Source organism: Cohnella laeviribosi DSM 21336, from assembly GCF_000378425.1.
Lineage (GTDB): Bacteria > Bacillota > Bacilli > Paenibacillales > Paenibacillaceae > Cohnella > Cohnella laeviribosi.
Genome location: NZ_KB899830.1, coordinates 34,500 through 54,418 on the forward strand (window position 1 = coordinate 34,500; position 19,919 = coordinate 54,418).

A 19,919-nucleotide genomic window follows, 5' to 3' on the forward strand; every position below is an offset into this window, starting at 1 on the left:
GCGGGGACGCCAAACCGTCGCACCGCCCGTAAGCCCGGTCAATTTGTCATGAACAGCTTGCCGGCCGAACGCTTGAACAGCGTCCACCAGCCCGCGCGGCCGACGTTTTCCGGCGCTTCGACCGCAAATTCGGTCATCACCTCGGGGCCGCGGTAGACGATCACCTTGCCGACCCGCTGTCCGGCCTTCACCGGCGCGACTACGCCGCTGTCAAGCACCAGCTCGTGGCGGATGTTCGATCCGGCGTCGCCTTTGCGGACCAGCACGCTGTAGGAACGCTGCGCGACAAGCGGAAGGTTGGCCTTCTTCCCTTTCTCCACCTTCAGCGTTCCGATGACGTCGCCCTTCTTGTAAATCGGCACGTTTGTAAATTGGGCGAACGCGTAATCGAACATTTTCGAAACCTCCGCGTTCCGGGTTTTCGTATCGGGCTCGCCCAGGACGACCGCGATCAGGCGCAGATTGTCGCGGCGGGCCGTCGCCGACAGGCAGAATTTCGCCTCGCCCGTAAAGCCGGTCTTCAGCCCGTCCGCTCCGTGATAAAAGCGCACCAGCTTGTTCGTATTGACCAGCCAGAACGGCTTGGGCGAATCCTTGCGCAAATAATCCTGGTACATGCCCGTATACTTCGTAATGGCCTCATGCTTGAGCAGCTCCCGCGACATCAGCGCGATGTCCCGGGCGGAGGAGACGTGGCCCTGGGCCGGCAGCCCGTTGCAGTTGACGAATTTCGTATTCGTCATGCCCAGCTCCTTCGCCTTCTCGTTCATGAGCTTGACGAATTCCTCCTCGCTGCCGGCGAGCTTCTCGGCAAGCGCAACCGACGCGTCGTTGCCGGAGGCGAGCGCCACGCCTTTGAGCATATCCTCCACGGTCATCTGTTCGCCGGGCTCCAGAAAAATTTGCGAACCGCCCATCGATGCGGCATACTCGCTGGTCTGTACGGGATCCGTCAGCTTGAGCCGGCCCTCGTCGATCGCTTCCATGACGAGCAGCATCGTCATGATTTTCGTAATGCTGGCGGGCGGCAGCGGCTCCTGGCTGTTCTTCTCGTAGATTACGGTTCCGCTGTCCGCATCCATCAAAATCGCGGAACGCGCGGACTGGGCGAGTTCGGTCTGCGGACGGTTCGGATTGGCCTTGCCTTCCTCGGCCAACGCTTGATTCGGTTGGATCGCAAATACGGCCGTTGACGCCGACAACAACACCGCCGCCAACGTTCGCGTCCATGGACGGTTGCGAGATGCGTTCATGGTGGATTCGTTCCCCTCCGGAAAAGACTTGTAATGGCTTGGTTTTCGCTTCCAAACAGTTTTCCCCGGAGATGAACAAATTATTCCAGCCTTATTCCGGTCCGCCGCCCGTCATGCTGCCGCCCGTCATTCCGCCGCCGGGCGAGTCGCCTCCTCCAGCCGCTTATCCATTTCGGCGGCGAAAGCGTGAAGCTGCTCGTCCGTCCAGTTCAATTCGCCGCCCATCGCGGCCGCGACATGGTCTTTCCAACGGCGGACGGAAGCGATATCGAAAAACAGCCTGCTCGTGCGCCGGATGAGAAAATCCGCGGGCGTCGCGGCCATTTCGGCTTCGATCGCATACAGCAGCTCCGCCCCGATCCGCACGGGAAGCCCGTAACGCTTCTCCAGCTCCCGCGCCCGGTCCGCGTACGCGAACACCTTGGACGCGTTGGAGCCGTAGCGCCGCGCGATCGCCTCCGCATCCGCCGGCTCAAAGCCGAGCTTCGCCCCTTCGCCGGCCGCCTTCGCCGCGTACCGCTCCCAGCCGGCGGACCCGCCGACGTCGCCGCCGGAAATCGGAAGCTCCCGCGTGCGCGACGGGCCGAACGACGCTTCGCCCGCCGCGCTCAACGTTTTGACCGCGGCGTCCACGACCGATTCCGCCATTTTGCGGTAACCCGTCAGCTTGCCGCCAGCGATCGAGATGAGGCCCGATTCCGACACGAAGATTTCATCCCGCCGGGAGATTTCGGACGGGCTCTTGCCCTCCTGCTGAATGAGCGGGCGTAGCCCGGCCCAGCTCGACTCCACGTCGTCCGCGGTCAGCTTAAGCTGCGGAAACATATAATTGGCGGCGTCCAGCAAATACTTCCGGTCCGCTTCGGTCATGCGCGGCAGCGCCGTATCGCCCGCGTAATCGGTATCCGTCGTGCCGACGTACGTCTTGCCGTCGCGGGGAATCGCGAACACCATCCGCCCGTCGGGCGTGTCGAAGTAAATCGCCTGGCGCAGCGGAAACCGCCCTTGGTCGAACACGAGATGGACGCCCTTCGTCAGCCTCAGCGTCTTGCCCCGCTTGGAGCGGTCCATCTCCCGCACCCCGTCGACCCACGGCCCTGTCGCGTTCACGACCGCGCGCGCCCGGACCGCATACGTCGCCCCGCCGAGCAGATCGCGAACGATCGCGCCCCGGAGCTTACCCGCTTCGTAGATAAACGATTCGGCCCGCGCGTAGTTGACGGCAAGAGCGCCCAGCTCGGCCGCCTTTTTCATTACCTCGATCGTAAGCCGCGCATCGTCCGTCCGGTATTCGACGTAATAGCCGCTGCCCTTCAAGCCGTCGCGCTTCAGCAGCGGCTCCTTGGCGAGCGTCTCGTTCGGCCCGAGCATATGGCGGCGTTCCTCTTTTTTGACGCCGGCCAAATAATCGTACAGGCGCAAGCCGAGCGACGTGGAAAATTTCCCGAACGTGCCGCCGGCATACAGCGGAAGCAGCATCCACTCCGGCGTCGTGACGTGCGGGCCGTTCTCGTAGACGATGGCGCGCTCTTTTCCCACTTCGGCGACGACGCCGATCTCCAGCTGCTTCAAGTAGCGAAGGCCTCCGTGCACCAGCTTGGTCGAGCGGCTCGACGTTCCCGCCGCGAAGTCCTGCATTTCCACCAGCGCCGCGCGCATGCCCCTTGAAGCGGCATCCAGGGCGATCCCGGCGCCGGTAATGCCTCCGCCGATAATGAGCAGATCGACCGTCTGCTCCTGCATTTCGGACAGAATGCTGCTGCGACGGGTAACGGAAAACGGGTATTTCATCTTTGTTCGACTCCTTTCGAAATAAAAAAAGAAACCGCAGCAAACCCTCCCGGCACCGAATTCGGGCAGGGAACGAACACCGCGGTTTCTCCAAAAAGATCTCCAACCGGATATGAACTTGTTCGCTATTATTATATTACAATTGCGGTTTGAATGCCATGGTCGCCTGAACGGCCAACTGCCAGTTGCGGTACAGCCGGTCCCGTTCTTCCGCGGGCATCGACGGAACGAACTTCCGGTCGACCGCGCGCAAGCGCTTGATTTCATCCTTGCCGCTCCAGAATCCCGCGGCCAGGCCCGCCAAGTAGGCGGCGCCCATCGCCGTCGTCTCCCTCTCGGCGGGACGCTCGATCGGCACCGCCGCCAGATCGCTCTGGAACTGCATCAGCCAGTCGCTCGCCGAAGCCCCTCCGTCGGCGCACAGCGACGCCAGCGGAAAGCCGGAATCCCGCACCATGGCTTCCAGCACGTCTTTGGTCTGATAGGCCAGCGATTCCAATACGGCCCGGACGAAATGCGCCCGCTCCGTTCCCCGGGTCAGGCCGAATACGGCGCCGCGGGCCTCGCTGTCCCAGTACGGCGTCCCCAGCCCGACAAACGCCGGGACGACGACAACGCCGTCGGTCCCGCTTACCTGCCGGGCGTACATTTCCGCTTCCGGAGCGGATTCGATCATCTTGAGTCCGTCGCGCAGCCATTGCAAAGCCGCACCCGCGATGAAAACGCTGCCCTCCAGCGCGTACTCGGCCTTTCCGTCCATTTCCCAGGCGATCGTCGTCAACAGGCCGTGGCTGGAGGCGATGGGAACGTCCCCCGTATTCATCAGCATGAAGCAGCCCGTGCCGTACGTGTTCTTGACGCTGCCCCGCTCAAAGCAGCATTGCCCGAACAGCGCCGCTTGCTGGTCTCCGGCCACTCCCGAGATCGGAATGGCGGCGCCGAACCACTCCTTGGCGATTTCGCCGAAGCTGCCGGAGGACGGCCGCACTTCGGGCAACATCGCCTCCGGCACGCCAAGAATGGACAGCAGCTCCTCGTCCCATCTGCGCTCGCGAATGTTGAACAGCAGCGTCCTTGAAGCGTTGGACGCGTCCGTGGCATGCACGGCGCCCCGCGTCAGCTTCCAGATCAGCCACGTGTCGATTGTGCCGAACAGCAATTCGCCGCGGGCAGCCCGCTCTCTGCCGTCCGGAATCTGATCCAGCAGCCAGGCGATTTTCGTCCCGGAAAAATACGGATCGAGGACAAGCCCCGTCTTGGCGCGGATCGTCTCCTCGTACCCCGCCTTGCGCAACGCTTCGCACATCTCCGCCGTCTGCCGCGACTGCCACACGATCGCGTTGCGGACCGGGACGCCGGTTTGCTTATCCCATACAACCGTCGTCTCCCGCTGATTGGTGATGCCGACGGCGGCGATTTGTCCGGGTCCGATCCCGGTTTTGCCCAGCACCTCGCGGACGACGGCGACAGCCGAATCGAAGATCCGTTCCGCGTCGGCCTCCACCCAGCCGGGATGAGGATAATGAAGCTCCAGCGGCTGCTGCGCGACGTTCACGACCGCGCCCCGCCGGTCGATCAGCATCGCCCGCGTGCTTGTCGTCCCTTGATCCAACGTAAGAATATAAGCGTCCATCGTTTCACCTCTGCCCATGTTTGCGTTTTTTGTTCGGCCGCGCCGGATAAAAGGCTTTCAGCCAACCATAACTGAATTCATTCGGCTGTCGTCAGGGAAGCTGCCAAAGCTCCCGCCGCGACGTGGTCACGGCCGCCGCTCCCGCTTCCAGCGCCCGCTCGGCATCCTGCCGGGTGCGGATCAGGCCTCCGGCGATGACCGGCAATCCTGAATTCGCTTTCACTTCGGCGATGAGCTGCGGCATAATCCCCGGAAGCACCTCCAGATAGTCCGGCTGCGTCTTCTCGATCAGCGCGTAGCTTTGCTCGAGCGCGCTCGAATCGATCAAGAACAGCCGCTGGATCGCGATCAGCTTGTTCTGCTTCGCTTTCCGGATGGTCGAAGCCCGCGTCGAGATCAGGCCCGCCGGCCGGACTTGCTGGCACAAAAACTCCGCCGCGTATTCGTCGTTTTTAAGTCCGTCGATCAGGTCTGCGTGCAGCAGCACCCGCTTGCCGTGGCTACGGGCCAGATTGACGATCGGTGCCATTTGCCCCAGGTGGCCTCCGAGCAGCACGATATAAGAGACTTGAGTCTGAAGCAGCGACTCCAGATCCTTCAGCTTGCGGACGGCGGGCAGTATGCGCTGCGCACCGAAGTCCAATACAATCGCCCCCCCAATCCAAATAAAAAGAAACCGCGGTTAAACAGCCCCGCCCGAAAGGACGGGGAACGGCGCCGCGGTTTCTCCAAGGATTCTCCAACCGGATATAAACTTGTTAACGTTATCGTACTACATTTTTTCCTGAATTTCCATACGGTCGAAAGATTTCGAGGCGAATTTCCGCGCTTTAGGCCGATTGCCCGTCATGCGCCGGTCCGCGATCCGAAAGGCTAACCGCCGGCCTTTGCCGAGTACGCGAACCTGCCGCCGACGATTACGAAATGATCTCGTAGATCAGCGGCCGCTTCTCCGGCGCTTCCCCGCCGATCCGGTAAGCCGCGGCCAGCAGCCGCGCCGCTTCGCCGGCGGTTGCGCCGTCTTCTTGCGCATGCAGATACGCCAGCGTGTCCCCGGCCCGCACGCGCTCGCCCCGCTTGCGGACGAGCTCGACGCCGACCGCGTAGTCGATCGCATCGTCCTTGGCCGCACGGCCCGCGCCGAGACGCATCGCAGCCAGGCCGACGCTTTCCGCGTCGATGCCGTGCACATACCCGTCCGCCGCGGCGGCAACGGGAAGGCGCAGCTTGGCCTGCGGCAGCAGCGACTCCGGCCGCTCCGCCACCGCCGGGTCGCCGCCCTGCGCCTTGACGAGAGCGGCGAACTTCTCAAGCGCCGCGCCCGAAGCGAGAGCCGCCTCGAGCCGCCGGCGGGCGCCGGCCGCGTCTTCCGCTTGGCCGCCCAGCACCAGCATATGTCCGCCCAGTTCGAGGCACAGCTCGCGCAGATCGTCCGGTCCTTCGCCGCGCAGCACGCCGATCGCCTCCCGCACCTCCAGCGCGTTGCCGACGGCGCGGCCGAGCGGCTGATCCATATCGGTAATCGCCGCCACCGTGCGCCGGCCGACCTCCCGGCCGATGGCGACCATCGCCCGCGCGAGCGCTCTGGCGTCTTCCGGCGTCTTCATGAAGGCGCCGCTGCCGAACTTGACGTCGAGCAATATCGCATCGGCTCCGGCCGCGATTTTTTTGCTCATGACGGAACTGGCGATCAGCGGAATCGACTCGACCGTTCCGGTGACGTCCCGCAGGGCGTACAGCTTCTTGTCCGCCGGCGCGATGTTGCCGCTCTGGCCGATGACGGAAACGCCGATTTCATTCACCTGCGCGAAGAACCGCTCGCGGTCGAGCTCGGTGCGAAAGCCGGGGATCGCTTCCAGTTTGTCGATCGTGCCGCCGGTATGGCCGAGTCCGCGCCCGCTCATCTTCGCGACCGGCACGCCGCAGGCGGCGACCATGGGACCCAGAATCAAGGTCGTTTTGTCTCCGACGCCGCCCGTGCTGTGCTTGTCCACCTTGACGCCGCGAATGGCCGACAGATCGACCCGGTCCCCCGAATCGGCCATGGCGAGCGTCAGCTCGGCCGTCTCGCGGTCGCTCATCCCGGCGAAGCAAACCGCCATCAGCCAAGCCGACGTCTGGTAATCCGGAATGGCGCCCGACACGACCCCTTCGACCACGAACCGGATTTCCTCGCTCGACAGCTCGGCGCCCGATCTTTTTTTCCGAATGATCTCCACCATGCGCATGCGCTTTCGCCTCCTTCGGCAGCGTGTAAAACCCGTCGGTTAAACGTGAACGAAACGCCGGACCCTGCGTCCGGCATCGAAACGGCGTCCGCGTCACAGCTTCGGCAGCAGCGCCATGACAAGCTGGATGAACCGGGACTTGACCCGCTCCGTCGTCTCCATCACTTCTTCGTGCGACAGCGGCTGATCGAGAATGCCCGCCGCCATGTTGCTGATGCAGGAAATGCCCAGCACGTCCAATCCGGCATGCTTGGCCACGATGACCTCGGATACCGTCGACATGCCGACCGCGTCGGCGCCGAGCACCCGGAGCATGCGGATTTCCGCCGGCGTCTCGTAGTTGGGGCCGAGCAGCCCGGCATACACGCCTTCCTGCACCGGAATGTTCAGCTCCGCAGCCGTCTCCTTGGCGATCTCCCGGAGCCTGCGGGCGTAGGCGTCGGACATGTCCGGAAACCGCACCCCGAGCGCGTTGTCGTTCGGCCCGACCAGCGGATTGCGCCCCGTCAAATTGAGATGATCGGAGATGATCATCAGATCGCCCGGCTTATACGACAAATTGACGCCGCCCGCCGCGTTGGTCACAAGCAGCGTCCGGACGCCCAGCTCCTTCATCACGCGGACCGGCAGCGCGGTGCGCTCCGGCTCGTAGCCTTCGTACATATGGAACCGCCCCCGCATCAAGGCCACGGCGCGCCCCTGCAGCTTGCCGATCACCAGCTCTCCCGCATGCCCTTCCACGGTCGACACCGGAAAATGCGGGATATCGCCGTATGGAATCGTAACCGCGTCCTCCATATCATCGCCGATCACGCCGAGCCCCGAGCCGAGAATAAGGCCGATTTCAGGCTTGAGCGGGGTGAGCTTCGCGATGTAGGCCGCCGATTCGTCGACGACGCTTTTCGTGGAATACCTCATCCTATGGCTCTCTCCCTTATTTATCGAATATCGTTCAAAAAGCTGTCGCCGTATGCGGGAGCCGTGACGCTAAAATTGGCCGCGATCGTGGCGGCCAGATCCGCGTACGTGCGGCGGACGCCCAGGCTGCGGGGCGAACGGACGGCCGGACTGAAGGCCAGAAGCGGCACGTATTCCCGCGTATGGTCCGTGCCCGTATGTACGGGATCGTTGCCGTGGTCGGCGGTAATGACGAGCAAATCGTCGTCGCCCAGCCGCTCGAGCAGCGCCGGCACGGCGCGGTCGAACTCCTCCAGCGCGCGGGCGTAGCCGACCGGGTCGCGGCGATGTCCGTAAAGCGAATCGAAATCGACCAGATTCGTAAACAGCAGCCCGCGAAAATCCTTGGCCAGCTCTTGGACCGTGACGTCGATGCCGTGCGCGTTGCTTTTGGTCGGAATGGCCCGCGTAATGCCTTCTCCGCTGAAAATATCGTTGATTTTGCCGACCGCAATCACGTCGTAGCCGCCCTTTTGGAGCGCGTTTAGAACCGTCGGCTGCGGCGGCTTGATCGCGTAGTCGTGCCGGTTCGGCGTCCGGACGAACGCGCCCCGCTTGCCCACGAAGGGCCTGGCGATGACCCGGCCGACCGTGTAGGGCTCGTGCATCGTCAGCCTGCGCGCCGTGCGGCAGGCGCTGTACAGCTCGTCCAGCGGGATGATGTCCTCGTGCGCGGCGATCTGGAACACGCTGTCCGCGGACGTATAGACGATCCAGGAGCCGCTGCGCATCTGCTCCTCCCCGAGCTCTTCCAGAATTTCCGTGCCCGAAGCCGCCTTGTTGCCGATGACCGAACGGCCCGTTTCGGCTTCGAACTTCGCGATCAGCGCGTCCGGAAATCCGTTCGGAAACGTCCGGAACGGCGTCTCGATTTTCAGCCCCATCAGTTCCCAGTGTCCGGTCATCGTATCTTTGCCGGCCGAGATTTCGGCCATTTTGCCGTAGCAGGCGGCCGGCTGCGCCTCCGGCTCCCAATCGGCGATCGGGGCGATGTTCGCCAGGCCCAGCCGGCGAAGATTCGGAAGCTGCAGGTCGCGCACCCGCTCCGCGATATGCCCGAGCGTATTGGCTCCGGCATCCCCGTAGGCGCCCGCGTCGGGCAGCGCCCCGATGCCGACGCTGTCCAGCACGATGACGGCAACGCGTCGAAACGTCATCTGTTTCTACCCCCTTGTTTAGATCCGGCGCCCCTAGGATGGGCACGCTCGTATTCTTCCTTGATCCGGATTCGGGCCGCCGGCTGATAAAGCTGCGTAGTGGCCGGATCGGCATGCCCCATCATCTCCTGCACCGCGCGCAAATCCGCACCGCCCGCAAGCAGATGCGCGGCAAACGAATGCCGAAGCGTATGCGGAGTAAACTCCGATTGAATGCCGGCTTCCCGCGCCATCTTCTTGATCAGCTTCCAGCAGCCCTGCCGCGTCATTCGGCCGCCGAGACGGTTCAGGAACAAAGCCGTTTCGGCGGAGCCTTCCCGCACCAGCTGCGGGCGCGCCTCCGTCAAGTATTTGGCCATCCACTCCGCGCAGACAGGACCGATCGGCACCATGCGCTCCCGGCCTCCCGGACCGACGCATACGATAAATCCGAGGTCAAGACGGATATGTTCCACGTTCAGCGCAAGCAGTTCGGACACCCTCAACCCGCACGCATACAGCAGCTCGAGCATCGCCCGGTCGCGAATGCCGCCCGGATGGTCCGTCCGGGGCGCTTCGAGAAGCTTCTCCACCTCATGCACCGGGAGCACCTGCGGCGCTTTCCGCTCCGTCTTCGGCGCTTCCAGCGACAGGGCGGGATTTTCCCCGATTCGTTTTGTCAACTGCAGATAATGGAAAAAAGCCCGGATCGACACGACTCTTCTCGAGAGCGTCGCATTGGAGCGGGCTTGTCCGCGAAGCTTTTGCAAATAGCCCGCCAAGTGGTAAGGACGAACCTCCCGAATGTCGGCGATCCCTTGCGCCTTGAGCGCGCCGGCGAGATCGCGCAAATCCCTCCCGTACCCGTCGAGCGTATTGGCCGCCAATCCCCTTCCCTGCAAATCCCCGATAAAGGCTTCGATTTCGTTTTGCATCCCCCGTTATCCTTTCCGTTGTTCATGACGGCAATGTGTTTTATTCCACATCCGAAGGCGGAATCCTTCCCCCTCTATTCCCCCAGCCAAAAAAACAGCTTGAGGCGATCCGCCGGCGACGTTCCGGCCTCTTCGCCTCCCGCCCGGAAAACTTTGGCCGCCCCGCCTTCGGGAATTTTGTACGGATCGACCGGCGAAAGCCAAGTGTGAATCCAACCGAACAAATGATGCATAAGCACGGTCAAGACGAGAAAAAGGAGCGTAAATTGCAGACGTTCCGCCCATCTGCTTGAAATTCCCTTCAACCTGTCCGCCTCCCCTCCGGTTTGCTTTAGTACAACCGTATGTAAGCGGGAGAAAGACTAGACCAAGCGTCCGCGCTCAACGCGCTTCAAGCGGAAGACTTCGGCGATGTCGGAGCAGCTGGGCCGTCGTTTCGCCAAGCCGGCGCGCAGCAAAAACGCCTCCGACGCCTAAAAGCGTCATGGAGGCGCCTGTTCAAAGGCCCGAACCCGCTCTCGTGCAGCCGCTTGGCCCGCCGGCCGGAGCCGGGCCGGTTTGCGGCAGCGGGCTTCAGGTCGGCTGATGGCGAAGCTGGATTTTGTTCAACAAATCCGCCAAATCATCCCGAAGCTTCTCCGCCTCCTCCGCCGAAAGGCCCAATTGGCGGACGATCGCCATGGGAATGCCGCAGGCCTTCTCTTTCAGCTTCCTGCCTTCGTCCGTCAAGGAGATGAGCACGTTGCGCTCATCCCGGCTATCGCGCGTTCTCGCGACCAAGCCTTGGGATTCCAGCTTTTTGAGCAGCGGGGTGAGCGTCCCCGAATCCAGGTACAGGCGCTGACCGAGCTCCTTTACGCTGACCCGGTCCTTTTCCCACAAAGCCAACAGCGTTACGTATTGGGTATACGTGAGGCCCAGTTCTTTCAGCAAAGGGGTATACAGCTTCGTGATTTCCCTCGTGCACGCGTAAACCGCAAAACAAAGCTGGTTGTCCAGCTTCAGAAGCTCATCCTGTTTCATTTCTGCCTCCCGAACGCATGACAAAGCCGCATGGCGGAGCCTCGGCGGTCCCCGCCGGCGGCTCTTGACTTTCCAATTTAATTTTATACAATTTTATTGTATCATATTCTTTAGGGGAGGGAAACCATGTCGATTTACGACTTCGAAGTCCGGACGATTCGCGGCGAACCGGAAAAGCTGGCGAAATACGAAGGCCAAGTGCTTCTGATCGTCAACACCGCCACGCAATGCGGATTCGCGCCGCAATTTCAAGGCCTGCAGAAGCTTCACGAGCAGTACGCGGACAAAGGGCTTGCCGTGCTGGGCTTTCCGTGCAACCAGTTCAAAAACCAGGAGCCCGGGAACAATGCGCAGATTTTGGAAACGTGCCAAATCAACCACGGCGTGACGTTTCCTTTGTTCGCGAAAATCGACGTCAACGGCCCGGACGCCCATCCGCTTTACCGGTATTTGAAGGAACAGGCCCCGGGTTTCCTCGGGTCCAAGCCGATCAAATGGAATTTCACGAAGTTTCTCGTCGACCGGCAAGGCCGGATCGTCAAGCGGTACTCCCCGATCGTCAAGCCCGAGCGGATCGAGCGCGACATCCGAAAGCTGCTGTAAAATTTAAAAGGGATGCCGCATCGCGCTTTCGGCGCTTTTGCCGCATCCCCCGGCCGCTCACACCTCGGAAGAAACCTTGTCCTCCGAGCTGCCGCCAGCCTCCTGTTCTTTCAGCTTTTCGTTGCACTTGGCGCAGATGCCCTGAAAATCGAGACGGTGGTCGAGAACCGTAAAACCGTACTCCTTCTCCAGCCGTTCCTCCAGGGGGGTCAGCCAGTCGTCCATAATCTCCGACATGGAACCGCACTGCACGCAAATCAAGTGGTGATGATGGTGCTTGTTCGTCTCCGCGCGCAAATCGTAACGGGCAACCCCGTCGCCAAAATTCAGCTTTTCCACGATATGCATTTCGCTCAACAGTTCCAGCGTGCGATATACCGTGGCAAGGCCGATCTCGGGCGCAATTTCCTTTACAAGCATAAAAACGTCTTCCGCGCTGAGATGGTCTTCTTCGTTCTCTAGGAGCACCCGGACAGTCGCTTCCCGCTGCGGAGTCAATTTGTAGCCCTGCGCTTGCAGTTGTTGTTTCACTTTCTCAATTCGGGCTTCCATCGTCTCTCCCCCTACAGCCGAACGGCGCACTTGCTACCATTATAGGGGGAGGCCCTTGGCGAAGTCAAACTTTCCTCGCGCGGATTCCGCACGAATCGCCCGTCTTCCGCATCTTTCGCGCTAACGCGGAACGCTTTCCGCTCCGGACGGAACGATTGCCGTCAGGCGTTCGAGCAGCATCGGGGACAGGTACGCTTCGTACAGCGCCGCGCAGCCGAGCAGCAGCAGCATGGTCAGCGCGACGGCCGTATGCTGCAGAAACGGAGGAAGCAGCTTGCCTTTTTTCCGGAACAGCCGTTCGCGAACGATGTAGTAGGCGAAGCGCGAAGCCGAAACGCTGGCGATCATGAGCGCGGGGACGACGATCGCGTTTTGCGGCGCTATGGCGGCAAGCGAGACCGCGACGCCCTTCCATTCCAGCTGCCGGACGATCGACCCGACCGTGAAGCCGATCAGCATGCCCTTCATAAAGTCGAGCGCAAGCACAAGCGGCAGCCCGATGACGGAAAGCCCGAGCAGCCAGATCAAGCCGAGCCATTTGAAATAAAGGCCGAACCGGTCCCAAAAAGCCGCGCCGGCCTGCAAGGACAAAGGATCTCCCACTTTCGCCAAATACGCGTTCAGCTCGTCCGCCAGTCCCTGCTGCTGCTCGAACGTCAGCGCGTTGACAAGCAGCGCGCCGAATACGGCGCCGGTCAGCATCAGCACGCCGATAAACACATACAAGTTCAGGTTGTCGCGCGCCGACAGGCTCCACGGACGAACGCTCACCCAAGCTCCCTCCCCATCCTGGACGACCCTTGCTGTTGTTAATGTGTATGTCGGACAAGGAAGGTTTATGCGTCGCGGACTTTGCCGTAGGTTCCTCCGGCGCCCGGGGCAAGGTCGATGTCGCCGCTTCGGGCCCGCACGATGCGCGAGGCGATCGCTTCGCCCGCAACGGCGGCAAGACGATGCTCGGGGACCAGATGCAAAATGTTCATCTCGGTGCCGAAAGCGTCCAGCAGCTTGTCCAACGTGCGGGGACCGAGCCCCGGAAAGAAGGAGAGCGGAACCTGGCGGCGGTACGGAGGGCGGTGCGGCGGATGGACCGCCGCTTCCCTGTCGGCGAGCCGGTCGATGCGGCCGGCTACGCCCCGGATCAGCCGTTTGCTTCCGCAGCCGGGGCAGGCGTCGGCGGACTCCTCCTCCTTCCGCAGCGGCCTTCGGCAGGAGGCGCACTGCGTACCGTGGTACTTGCCGAGCAGCGGATGCAGGCCGATATTGGCCGCAATGCGGCGCCCTCCCTCGCCGGAAAGCGCCATGGCCCATTCGGCGAACGAAGGCTCCTTGAGCATCAGCTCGTTGCATTCCCGGCCGATCATCCGGGTGGAATGGGCGTCGGAATTGGTCAGGAAGGCATAGCGGTCCAGCTCGGACAGCCTGCCCGCCATGTCGCTGTCGGCGCTCAGGCCCAGCTCGACGGCGGCGATGCCGCCGGGATCGAGCCTTGCGCCGAGCCGGTCGGCCGCGCAGCCGAGCAGCCCCCGGTGCGGCGTAAACACATGCGCCGGAACCAGCTTCCCGCCCCGCGCGATCAGCTCGGCCTGCACTTCCCGCGCGCTCGCGCGAACGCGCTGGGAGCTGAGCCTGACGTTGGCCGTGCGCGGCCGCAGCCATTCGGTCCATTCCTTCATCGCCCGGAAAGTCGGCAAAAACGCCAGCAGGTGAAACGGACCGCCCCCGGGCTCCCGAATCTCGAGCTCGCAGCCGAGCAGAATGACCGTCCGGCGGTAGCGGATGCCTCCGCCTTCAAGCTCCTCCATTTCGCCGCTGTCGAGACAGCGGGCGATATCCTCCTGCACCGGCGGAGAATGGCAGTCGATCACGCCCACCAGCTCGATTCCCTTGCGCTCCGACGCTTCCTGCGCGATCGAGCGGAACGTCAGGTTCCGGCTGGCGCTGATTTTGACGGCGTCGCCGGACTCGCTGCTGCCGATGTGCACGTGCAGATCGGCAAAGACGCGTCTTAATCCCGCCACTTCAGAACGCTCCCGTCAGCGACTTGAGGCGCCACATCTGCACGGCAAGCAGCGTTTTGGCGTCGTAAATCCGGCCTTCGCGGATGTAGGCTTCGGCCTGCTCCAGCGTAATCGCTTCGCAGGTCAAAAATTCTTCCGCATCCAGATGAACTTTACCGGGCGTAAGCTCGTCCGTGTAGTACAAATGGATGACCTCTTCCGTAAAGCCCGGCGCGGTCGCAAACGACTGCAGATGCCGGATGGACTTCGCCCGGTAGCCGGTCTCCTCCTCCAGCTCGCGCAGCGCGGCCTGCTCCGGATCCTCGCCCGGTTCCAGCTTGCCGGCGGGAATTTCCACCTCGACCCGCTCAAGCGGCTTGCGGAACTGCTCCACGACGAGCATCTTGCCCTCCAGCAAGGCGAACACGGCAACCGCTCCCGGATGGCGGACGATTTCCCTTGTCGCGGTTTCGCCGTTCGGCAGCCGCACCGTATCCACCTGCAGCGAGATCATTCGTCCTTCGAAGATCGGCTTTGTTTCTATCGTTTCCTCATAAAAAGGATGTCGCTTCGCATCCGTTCGATCCATTTGTCCATATCCTCCTGTCATGAAAATGCGCAAAACGTCATAGTTTCAACATAAAGGCATGTCCGACGGAATGCAAGCCGATTTGCCTTTGGCCCCCTATTCCCGTTCGGGCAAAGTACAGGAGGAATGGCTATGCTGAAGCGTTACACGGCGCAGGACCGCGTTCATTGGGTAGGCAAAGCGTGGGAGGTGCGGCATGCCCTCCGCCAGGCCAAGCGGCAAAACGGCCGGGAAACCCGGCTCGCCGACTGGCTGTCGGCATCCGCTTCTCCCGCCCGCAACCGTGAGGCGGCAAAAGGTTACGGCATCGGCAAATAAGCGACCACCGCCGCATCCGGCGCCGTAGGGGATTCGCTTCCGCCCTTGGGCTCGATCGTGAGCGCGATCGCCTCCCACAGCTCGGGCCGAACGCCCCTGCTGTACAGATGCGCGTGGTTCTCGTTGAATTCCAGCACGCCCAAATTCGCTTTCCGCCCCTGAATCAGGGCCCAGGCCTGCACGTCCAGCTTATCCGACGGCAACATGCCGTCCAGCAGCAGGAACACCTCCCGGGTCCGCACGTTAATCCATACCGTCTGCGTCGTTCCTCCCGTCAAGGGCGCATGCGCCGCCCCGATTCCCGTTCCCGATCTGTACATCACCGTATCCGGCCGGTTCATCACCGCTTCGCCGCTTGGCACGTGTTGCTGCGCATAGCGCTGGGAGTCGAGCAGTTTTGGGTCCTGTTTCGGCAAATGCAGCAGCAAGACCGCACAGGTCAGGATCGCGGCGCCCAGCATCGCCGTCACGCCGACGGGCCGCTTCAGCCGGAAGCCGGGCTTCAGCTTCGCCTTTAGGCCGCGCCACCGCACGGCCGTCCGCAAGAGGCGCCTTTGCCACGGACGCAGCGACGGCTCGGGTCCGGGCGTCCGGCTGAGCAGCCGGCTCCATTCCTCGCAGCAGGCGGCGCAATCCGGACAAGTCTCGCGATGGCTCTCCAGCGCCGCCTTATGCGCCGGCGCCAACCGCCCGAGATGATAATCAATCCAGCTTTCCTCCGGCACTCCGCATTTCCGGTTGTCCATCGCAAGCCCTCCCCTCCGATTCCGCCCAGCCCATTTTGATCAGCGACCGTTTCAGATGGTTGAGCCCGTAGCGCATCCGCGACTTGACCGTGCCGAGCGGCACCTGCCACGCTTCGGCCAGTTCGCTCTGGCTGCGCGAGGCGAAATACGCCTCGGCCAGCGTTCTCCGCTGCATGCCGGGCAAGTCCTGCAGCGCTCGGCGCAGCGCCTCTCCTTCCAGCTTGGACAGCACCGTCTCTTCGGGCGAACGGTTGCGCGCGCTTTCGCTTTTTTCCTCCATGCCGACCCGCTCCTGCAGCAGAACCTTCTTTTTGCGGCGCAGCCGGTCCAGACTGCGGCTTTTGGTCTGCACGCCGAGCCACGCCTCGACCGAACCCCGGGCCGGATCGTACTTGTCCGGATGCGAGATGACCGCAAGCAGCACGTCGTGGCACACGTCTTCCGCTTCCATCCGGTCCCCGAGCAGCTTCAGCGCGATCGGCAGGATCAGAGGCACGGCCGAAGCGTAAAAACGGTCAAACGCCTCCAGCGAGCCTTCGCTCATCTCCCGCAGGCACTGCGCCAGCCCGGAAGCCGATGCATTCCCGATCGTTTCCATTTCGCTCCCCCGTTATTTCTGTTCGCTACTTCATTCATAGCAGAAACGATTTTTTTTGAAAATGTCGCCCGATCTATTTTTACCTCCCTTTAAGCTGTTTTTAATCAAATTTTTATCTGCCGGCCAAGGGCCGACTTAAATCCGATCGCCGTTTCGGCGCGTATACCCAATGAAAAAATATTACAGCCTCGGGAGGGGTCGAATGCCATGATCAACTTGTTCAAAACCGGAACCAAACGGATGGCGGGGATCGCCGTGCTGCTGTGCATCAGCCTGCTCGCTTTCTCCGCGCCCGCCTTCGCCGTAAGCGGGGTCAAGATTTACACGCCTTATACGAGCCTGTCCGCCGCGCCGGGGGAAACGATCAGCTACGACATCGATTTGCTGAACGGTACCGATTCGATCCAAATCGCGGACCTTTCGGTCGACAAGGGCGGCACGGACTGGACGGCGGAGCTGACCGCGGGCGGCCATCCGATTCGCCAAATCGCGGTGAAGCCGCAGGACGAGCAGTCGGTCAACCTGTCCATCACCGTCCCGTACGAAGTGAACAAAGGCGACTATCTCTTCAAAGTAAACGCCGGAACGTTCGGTTCGGTCAGCTTGAAAATCAACGTAACGGAGCAGGGCACGTACAAATCCGAGCTGACGACCGATCAGGTGAACATGCAAGGCCATACCGATTCGACGTTCACCTACAGCCTGACGCTGAACAACCGGACGGCAAACAAGCAAAACTACGCGCTCTCGGCGGAAACGCCCGCCGGCTGGTCCGCGACGTTCAAGGTCGGCGGCAACAGCGTGACGGCCGTCGAAGTCGACGCCAACTCGTCGACATCCATCACCCTTGAAATCACGCCTGCGCAAAGCGCGAAAGCCGATACCTACAAAATCCCGGTACGCGCCACGAACAACAGCACGACGGCCGAAGCGACGCTGGAAGCGGTCATTACCGGCACGTACGACTTGCAACTGACGACTTCCGACGAGCGCCTCAGCACGAGCCTTACGGCCGGCGGCACGCGCAACCTGGAACTGGTCGTGAAGAACACCGGCACGTCCGACCTCAGCAACGTCAGCCTGACGGCGACGACGCCGACCGATTGGGAAGTGACGTTCGAGCCGAAAACCATCGCTTCGCTGAAAGCGGGCCAATCCGTTCCGGTTACCGCCACGATCAAATCCGCCAAAAGCTCGATTACCGGCGACTACGTGGTCGGCATGACCGCCCAGTCCACGGAGAAAACGGCCGAAGCCGCCATTCGCGTAACGGTCAAGACGTCCGTCCTGTGGGGCTGGATTGGCGTCGTCATTATCATTGCGGTATTCGCGGGCATTTACGCCCTGTTCCGCAAATACGGGAGGAGATAACCGGTGGTGGAACCCGTCATCGAACTGGCGCAGCTCACGAAAAAATACGGCGATTTTACGGCCGTAAACAAGCTTGATCTCTCGATTCGCCCGGGAGAGATCTTCGGTCTGCTCGGACCGAACGGCGCCGGCAAGACGACGACGATCCTGATGATGCTCGGGCTGACGGAGCCCGATTCGGGAACGGCGACCGTCTGCGGCGTCGACGCCACGCGCAACCCGATACAGGTCAAGCGCCGCGTCGGTTATATGCCCGACGACGTCGGCTTTTACGAGGACCGCTCCGGGCTTGACAACCTGATCTATACGGCCCGGCTCAACCTCATTCCGGAGAAGGAAGCGCGCGAGCGCGCGCTCGAGCTGTTGAAGCGGGTCGGACTGGAGGCGGCCGCCCACAAAAAGGTTGGCGCCTATTCCCGCGGGATGCGGCAGCGGCTCGGCCTTGCCGACGTCCTGATCAAGAAGCCGGAAGTCATTATCCTCGACGAACCGACGCTCGGCATCGACCCCGAAGGGGTGCGGGAGCTGCTCGTGCTGATCCGGGATTTGAGCCGCAACGAAGGGCTGACCGTGCTGCTGTCTTCGCACCATCTGCATCAGGTGCAGCAAATTTGCGACCGGGTCGGCATCTTCGTCAGAGGCCAGCTCATCGCGGTCGGCGATCTTGACGAGCTGACCCGCCAGTTGGAGACGAAGGCGAACTACAAAGTCGAGATGGATCTGGCGGGCTGGAGCCCCGAATTGGAGGAAGCGCTGAAGCGGATCGACACGGTCATGGAGGTCGGCCTGACCGAATCCGACGCCTTGACCGGCGGCGCTGCGCCCGCAAACGCGTCCGCGGCGGGAGGCAAATACGTTACCGTGCGCGTCATCAGCGGCTCGGACGTTACGCCGCAGCTGGCCTCAACCGTTGTCGGGCACGGCGCCTCGCTGTACGGACTGAGGCCGGTTCGCTACGGACTCGACGATATTTACCACCGCTATTTCGAAGGAGGGGAAAGCCGTGAGCGCGTGGATTGAGAAGCTTCGCACCTCTTGGACCGGCCTGCTCCGTTCGCGATCGGACGGCCGCAGTCCGGCCAAAGCCGAAACGCAGTCCGGCTCCCGAACGCTTTCGCCGTTTTGGGTCATGGTCCAGAAGGAATTCGGCGACCATATCCGCAGCTGGCGTTTTATCATCTTGCTGTCGATCGTCACGCTCGCCTGCATCGGCTCCATCTATGCGGCGGTTACCGCGCTCAAAAACGGCACGAACAGCGCGAACAACTCGAACAACTCGTCCATCGGCGAGACGTTCCTGTTTCTCCGCATGTTTACCGAATCGGACGGCTCGCTGCCCAACTTCCTGACGTTCTTGTCGTTTCTGGCGCCGCTGATCGGAATCGCGCTCGGCTTCGATGCGGTCAACTCCGAACGCAACAAAGGGACGCTCAGCCGCCTGATGTCGCAGCCGATCTACCGCGACGATTTCCTCGTCGCCAAGTTTGTCGCGGGCTTGCTGCTGATCGCCGTCGTCATCTTCTCGCTGGGCTTTCTGGTGATGGGGATGGGACTGTTCACGATCGGCTTCCCGCCGACGCCCGAGGAATTCTGGCGCGTCTTCGTCGCCTTGGTCATCACGACCATCTACGTCGGCATGTGGCTGAACCTGTCGATTTTCTTCTCGGTCCGCTTCCGCCAGTCGGCGACGTCCGCTCTGTCCGGGATCGCGGTCTGGATTTTCTTTCTGGTCTTTTACGGCATGATCGTCAACCTGATCGGCAACTTGACGCTGCCCGGCGATTTGACGGACTCGAAGGCCTACATCGACCAGCAAAACAACCTGCTGCTCCTGTCGCGGCTGTCGCCGGCGTACCTGTTCCAGGAAGCGGCGTCGACGCTGCTGCTGCCCGACGTCAGAACGCTGAACCCGTTCATCACCCAGGATCAGGCGTACCTGGCCGTCAACGCGCCGCTCTCGTTCGGGCAGAGCCTTCTGCTCATCTGGCCCCAGGTGACGGCGATCGTCGCCGAAACGGCGCTGGTGTTCGCCGCTTCCTACGTTACGTTCATGCGGCAGGAGATTCGTTCCCGGTCCTGATGTCCGTGCGGCAAAGCCGAAAGGCGCAAACCGCATTTCGTCCTTCGAGCCAAAAGGCGCAAAACCGCCTCCCGCCCTTCGCGGCGGAAGGCGGTTTTTTTATGGC

21 protein-coding genes are annotated in these 19,919 nt (G+C 62.1%); 5 read left to right on the top strand and 16 right to left on the bottom strand.

From position 1 onward, the window contains the following. Positions 1 to 38: 38 nt before the first annotated feature. The 10 genes from F560_RS0114665 to F560_RS0114715 all read right to left on the bottom strand — a co-directional run bounded on the left by F560_RS0114665 (position 39) and on the right by F560_RS0114715 (position 10,956). Positions 39 to 1,253, bottom strand: coding sequence for a D-alanyl-D-alanine carboxypeptidase family protein (locus F560_RS0114665; RefSeq protein ID WP_019006499.1), 1,215 nt, complete (start codon positions 1,251 to 1,253; stop codon positions 39 to 41). Between the two features lie 126 nt (positions 1,254 to 1,379). Beyond that, positions 1,380 to 3,044 (bottom strand): glycerol-3-phosphate dehydrogenase/oxidase, encoded by a 1,665-nt coding sequence (locus F560_RS0114670; protein ID WP_019006500.1) that lies wholly within the window; start codon positions 3,042 to 3,044, stop codon positions 1,380 to 1,382. A 136-nt stretch (positions 3,045 to 3,180) separates the two neighbouring features. Beyond that, entirely contained in the window at positions 3,181 to 4,677 is a 1,497-nt protein-coding gene (glpK, locus tag F560_RS0114675) for a glycerol kinase GlpK (RefSeq protein WP_019006501.1), read from the bottom strand. 91 nt (positions 4,678 to 4,768) lie between these two features. Continuing rightward, positions 4,769 to 5,320: a glycerol-3-phosphate responsive antiterminator gene (locus F560_RS0114680; RefSeq protein ID WP_019006502.1), complete on the bottom strand. Its 552-nt coding sequence runs from the start codon at positions 5,318 to 5,320 to the stop codon at positions 4,769 to 4,771. Positions 5,321 to 5,594: 274 nt separating this feature from the next. Then, positions 5,595 to 6,905 (bottom strand): pyrimidine-nucleoside phosphorylase, encoded by a 1,311-nt coding sequence (locus tag F560_RS0114685; protein WP_019006503.1) that lies wholly within the window; start codon positions 6,903 to 6,905, stop codon positions 5,595 to 5,597. A gap of 93 nt (positions 6,906 to 6,998) precedes the next feature. Beyond that, on the bottom strand, positions 6,999 to 7,823 hold the full coding sequence (locus F560_RS0114690) for a purine-nucleoside phosphorylase (RefSeq protein ID WP_019006504.1): 825 nt from the start codon (positions 7,821 to 7,823) through the stop codon (positions 6,999 to 7,001). Between the two features lie 20 nt (positions 7,824 to 7,843). Continuing rightward, positions 7,844 to 9,019 carry a phosphopentomutase gene (locus tag F560_RS0114695; RefSeq protein WP_019006505.1) on the bottom strand — a complete coding sequence of 392 codons (1,176 nt, stop codon included), beginning with the start codon at positions 9,017 to 9,019 and terminating at the stop codon, positions 7,844 to 7,846. Beyond that, positions 9,016 to 9,933, bottom strand: a complete 918-nt coding sequence (locus F560_RS0114700) for a site-specific tyrosine recombinase (RefSeq protein ID WP_019006506.1) — start codon at positions 9,931 to 9,933, stop codon at positions 9,016 to 9,018. Before F560_RS0114700 ends, F560_RS0114695 begins: the two co-directional genes overlap by 4 nt. Before the next feature lie 74 nt (positions 9,934 to 10,007). Further along, entirely contained in the window at positions 10,008 to 10,238 is a 231-nt protein-coding gene (locus F560_RS0114705; protein ID WP_019006507.1) for a DUF4227 family protein, read from the bottom strand. Positions 10,239 to 10,506: 268 nt separating this feature from the next. Continuing rightward, positions 10,507 to 10,956: a MarR family winged helix-turn-helix transcriptional regulator gene (locus F560_RS0114715; RefSeq protein WP_019006509.1), complete on the bottom strand. Its 450-nt coding sequence runs from the start codon at positions 10,954 to 10,956 to the stop codon at positions 10,507 to 10,509. 126 nt (positions 10,957 to 11,082) lie between these two features. Here F560_RS0114715 and F560_RS0114720 point away from each other — a divergent pair, with 126 nt between their 5' ends. Further along, on the top strand, positions 11,083 to 11,559 hold the full coding sequence (locus tag F560_RS0114720; RefSeq protein ID WP_019006510.1) for a glutathione peroxidase: 477 nt from the start codon (positions 11,083 to 11,085) through the stop codon (positions 11,557 to 11,559). 57 nt (positions 11,560 to 11,616) lie between these two features. Here the strand turns inward: F560_RS0114720 and fur are convergent, their stop codons facing one another. The 4 genes from fur to F560_RS0114740 form a co-directional block, all read right to left on the bottom strand. Continuing rightward, positions 11,617 to 12,111 (bottom strand): ferric iron uptake transcriptional regulator, encoded by a 495-nt coding sequence (fur, locus tag F560_RS0114725; RefSeq protein WP_019006511.1) that lies wholly within the window; start codon positions 12,109 to 12,111, stop codon positions 11,617 to 11,619. A 120-nt stretch (positions 12,112 to 12,231) separates the two neighbouring features. Further along, positions 12,232 to 12,882 carry a stage II sporulation protein M gene (spoIIM, locus tag F560_RS0114730; protein ID WP_019006512.1) on the bottom strand — a complete coding sequence of 217 codons (651 nt, stop codon included), beginning with the start codon at positions 12,880 to 12,882 and terminating at the stop codon, positions 12,232 to 12,234. 65 nt (positions 12,883 to 12,947) lie between these two features. Continuing rightward, on the bottom strand, positions 12,948 to 14,132 hold the full coding sequence (locus tag F560_RS0114735; protein ID WP_019006513.1) for an endonuclease Q family protein: 1,185 nt from the start codon (positions 14,130 to 14,132) through the stop codon (positions 12,948 to 12,950). Between the two features lies 1 nt (position 14,133). Continuing rightward, positions 14,134 to 14,700: an NUDIX hydrolase gene (locus F560_RS0114740; RefSeq protein WP_019006514.1), complete on the bottom strand. Its 567-nt coding sequence runs from the start codon at positions 14,698 to 14,700 to the stop codon at positions 14,134 to 14,136. A gap of 132 nt (positions 14,701 to 14,832) precedes the next feature. On the opposite strand from F560_RS0114740, the gene mciZ reads away from it, so the two are divergent. After that, a complete protein-coding gene (gene mciZ / locus F560_RS0114745; protein WP_019006515.1) occupies positions 14,833 to 15,018 on the top strand; it encodes a Z-ring formation inhibitor MciZ in 186 nt (61 codons plus the stop codon). On the opposite strand, the gene F560_RS0114750 is transcribed toward mciZ, so the two are convergent. Both F560_RS0114750 and F560_RS0114755 read right to left on the bottom strand, forming a co-directional pair. After that, entirely contained in the window at positions 15,000 to 15,764 is a 765-nt protein-coding gene (locus tag F560_RS0114750; protein ID WP_019006516.1) for an anti-sigma factor, read from the bottom strand. The two genes, mciZ and F560_RS0114750, sit on opposite strands and share 19 nt — an antisense overlap. Continuing rightward, a complete protein-coding gene (locus F560_RS0114755; protein ID WP_019006517.1) occupies positions 15,721 to 16,362 on the bottom strand; it encodes an RNA polymerase sigma factor in 642 nt (213 codons plus the stop codon). Before F560_RS0114755 ends, F560_RS0114750 begins: the two co-directional genes overlap by 44 nt. A gap of 207 nt (positions 16,363 to 16,569) precedes the next feature. On the opposite strand from F560_RS0114755, the gene F560_RS0114760 reads away from it, so the two are divergent. Genes F560_RS0114760 through F560_RS0114770 form a run of 3 tightly spaced genes read left to right on the top strand, consistent with a single transcriptional unit; the run spans position 16,570 to position 19,813 of the window. After that, positions 16,570 to 17,733 carry a COG1470 family protein gene (locus tag F560_RS0114760; protein ID WP_019006518.1) on the top strand — a complete coding sequence of 388 codons (1,164 nt, stop codon included), beginning with the start codon at positions 16,570 to 16,572 and terminating at the stop codon, positions 17,731 to 17,733. A gap of 6 nt (positions 17,734 to 17,739) precedes the next feature. Then, entirely contained in the window at positions 17,740 to 18,753 is a 1,014-nt protein-coding gene (locus F560_RS0114765; RefSeq protein ID WP_019006519.1) for an ABC transporter ATP-binding protein, read from the top strand. Next, on the top strand, positions 18,737 to 19,813 hold the full coding sequence (locus tag F560_RS0114770; RefSeq protein ID WP_019006520.1) for an ABC transporter permease: 1,077 nt from the start codon (positions 18,737 to 18,739) through the stop codon (positions 19,811 to 19,813). Before F560_RS0114765 ends, F560_RS0114770 begins: the two co-directional genes overlap by 17 nt. Positions 19,814 to 19,919 lie beyond the last annotated feature (106 nt).

Bases quoted from the DNA above. Each gene is read 5' to 3' on its own strand.
- F560_RS0114665 (WP_019006499.1), bottom strand. From the start codon at position 1,253: ATGAACGCATCTCGCAACCGTCCATGGACGCGAACGTTGGCGGCGGTG.
- F560_RS0114670 (WP_019006500.1), bottom strand. From the start codon at position 3,044: ATGAAATACCCGTTTTCCGTTACCCGTCGCAGCAGCATTCTGTCCGAA.
- glpK (WP_019006501.1), bottom strand. From the start codon at position 4,677: ATGGACGCTTATATTCTTACGTTGGATCAAGGGACGACAAGCACGCGG.
- F560_RS0114685 (WP_019006503.1), bottom strand. From the start codon at position 6,905: ATGCGCATGGTGGAGATCATTCGGAAAAAAAGATCGGGCGCCGAGCTG.
- F560_RS0114690 (WP_019006504.1), bottom strand. From the start codon at position 7,823: ATGAGGTATTCCACGAAAAGCGTCGTCGACGAATCGGCGGCCTACATC.
- F560_RS0114695 (WP_019006505.1), bottom strand. From the start codon at position 9,019: ATGACGTTTCGACGCGTTGCCGTCATCGTGCTGGACAGCGTCGGCATC.
- F560_RS0114700 (WP_019006506.1), bottom strand. From the start codon at position 9,933: ATGCAAAACGAAATCGAAGCCTTTATCGGGGATTTGCAGGGAAGGGGA.
- F560_RS0114715 (WP_019006509.1), bottom strand. From the start codon at position 10,956: ATGAAACAGGATGAGCTTCTGAAGCTGGACAACCAGCTTTGTTTTGCG.
- F560_RS0114720 (WP_019006510.1), top strand. From the start codon at position 11,083: ATGTCGATTTACGACTTCGAAGTCCGGACGATTCGCGGCGAACCGGAA.
- fur (WP_019006511.1), bottom strand. From the start codon at position 12,111: ATGGAAGCCCGAATTGAGAAAGTGAAACAACAACTGCAAGCGCAGGGC.
- F560_RS0114740 (WP_019006514.1), bottom strand. From the start codon at position 14,700: ATGGATCGAACGGATGCGAAGCGACATCCTTTTTATGAGGAAACGATA.
- mciZ (WP_019006515.1), top strand. From the start codon at position 14,833: ATGCTGAAGCGTTACACGGCGCAGGACCGCGTTCATTGGGTAGGCAAA.
- F560_RS0114750 (WP_019006516.1), bottom strand. From the start codon at position 15,764: ATGGACAACCGGAAATGCGGAGTGCCGGAGGAAAGCTGGATTGATTAT.
- F560_RS0114755 (WP_019006517.1), bottom strand. From the start codon at position 16,362: ATGGAAACGATCGGGAATGCATCGGCTTCCGGGCTGGCGCAGTGCCTG.
- F560_RS0114760 (WP_019006518.1), top strand. From the start codon at position 16,570: ATGATCAACTTGTTCAAAACCGGAACCAAACGGATGGCGGGGATCGCC.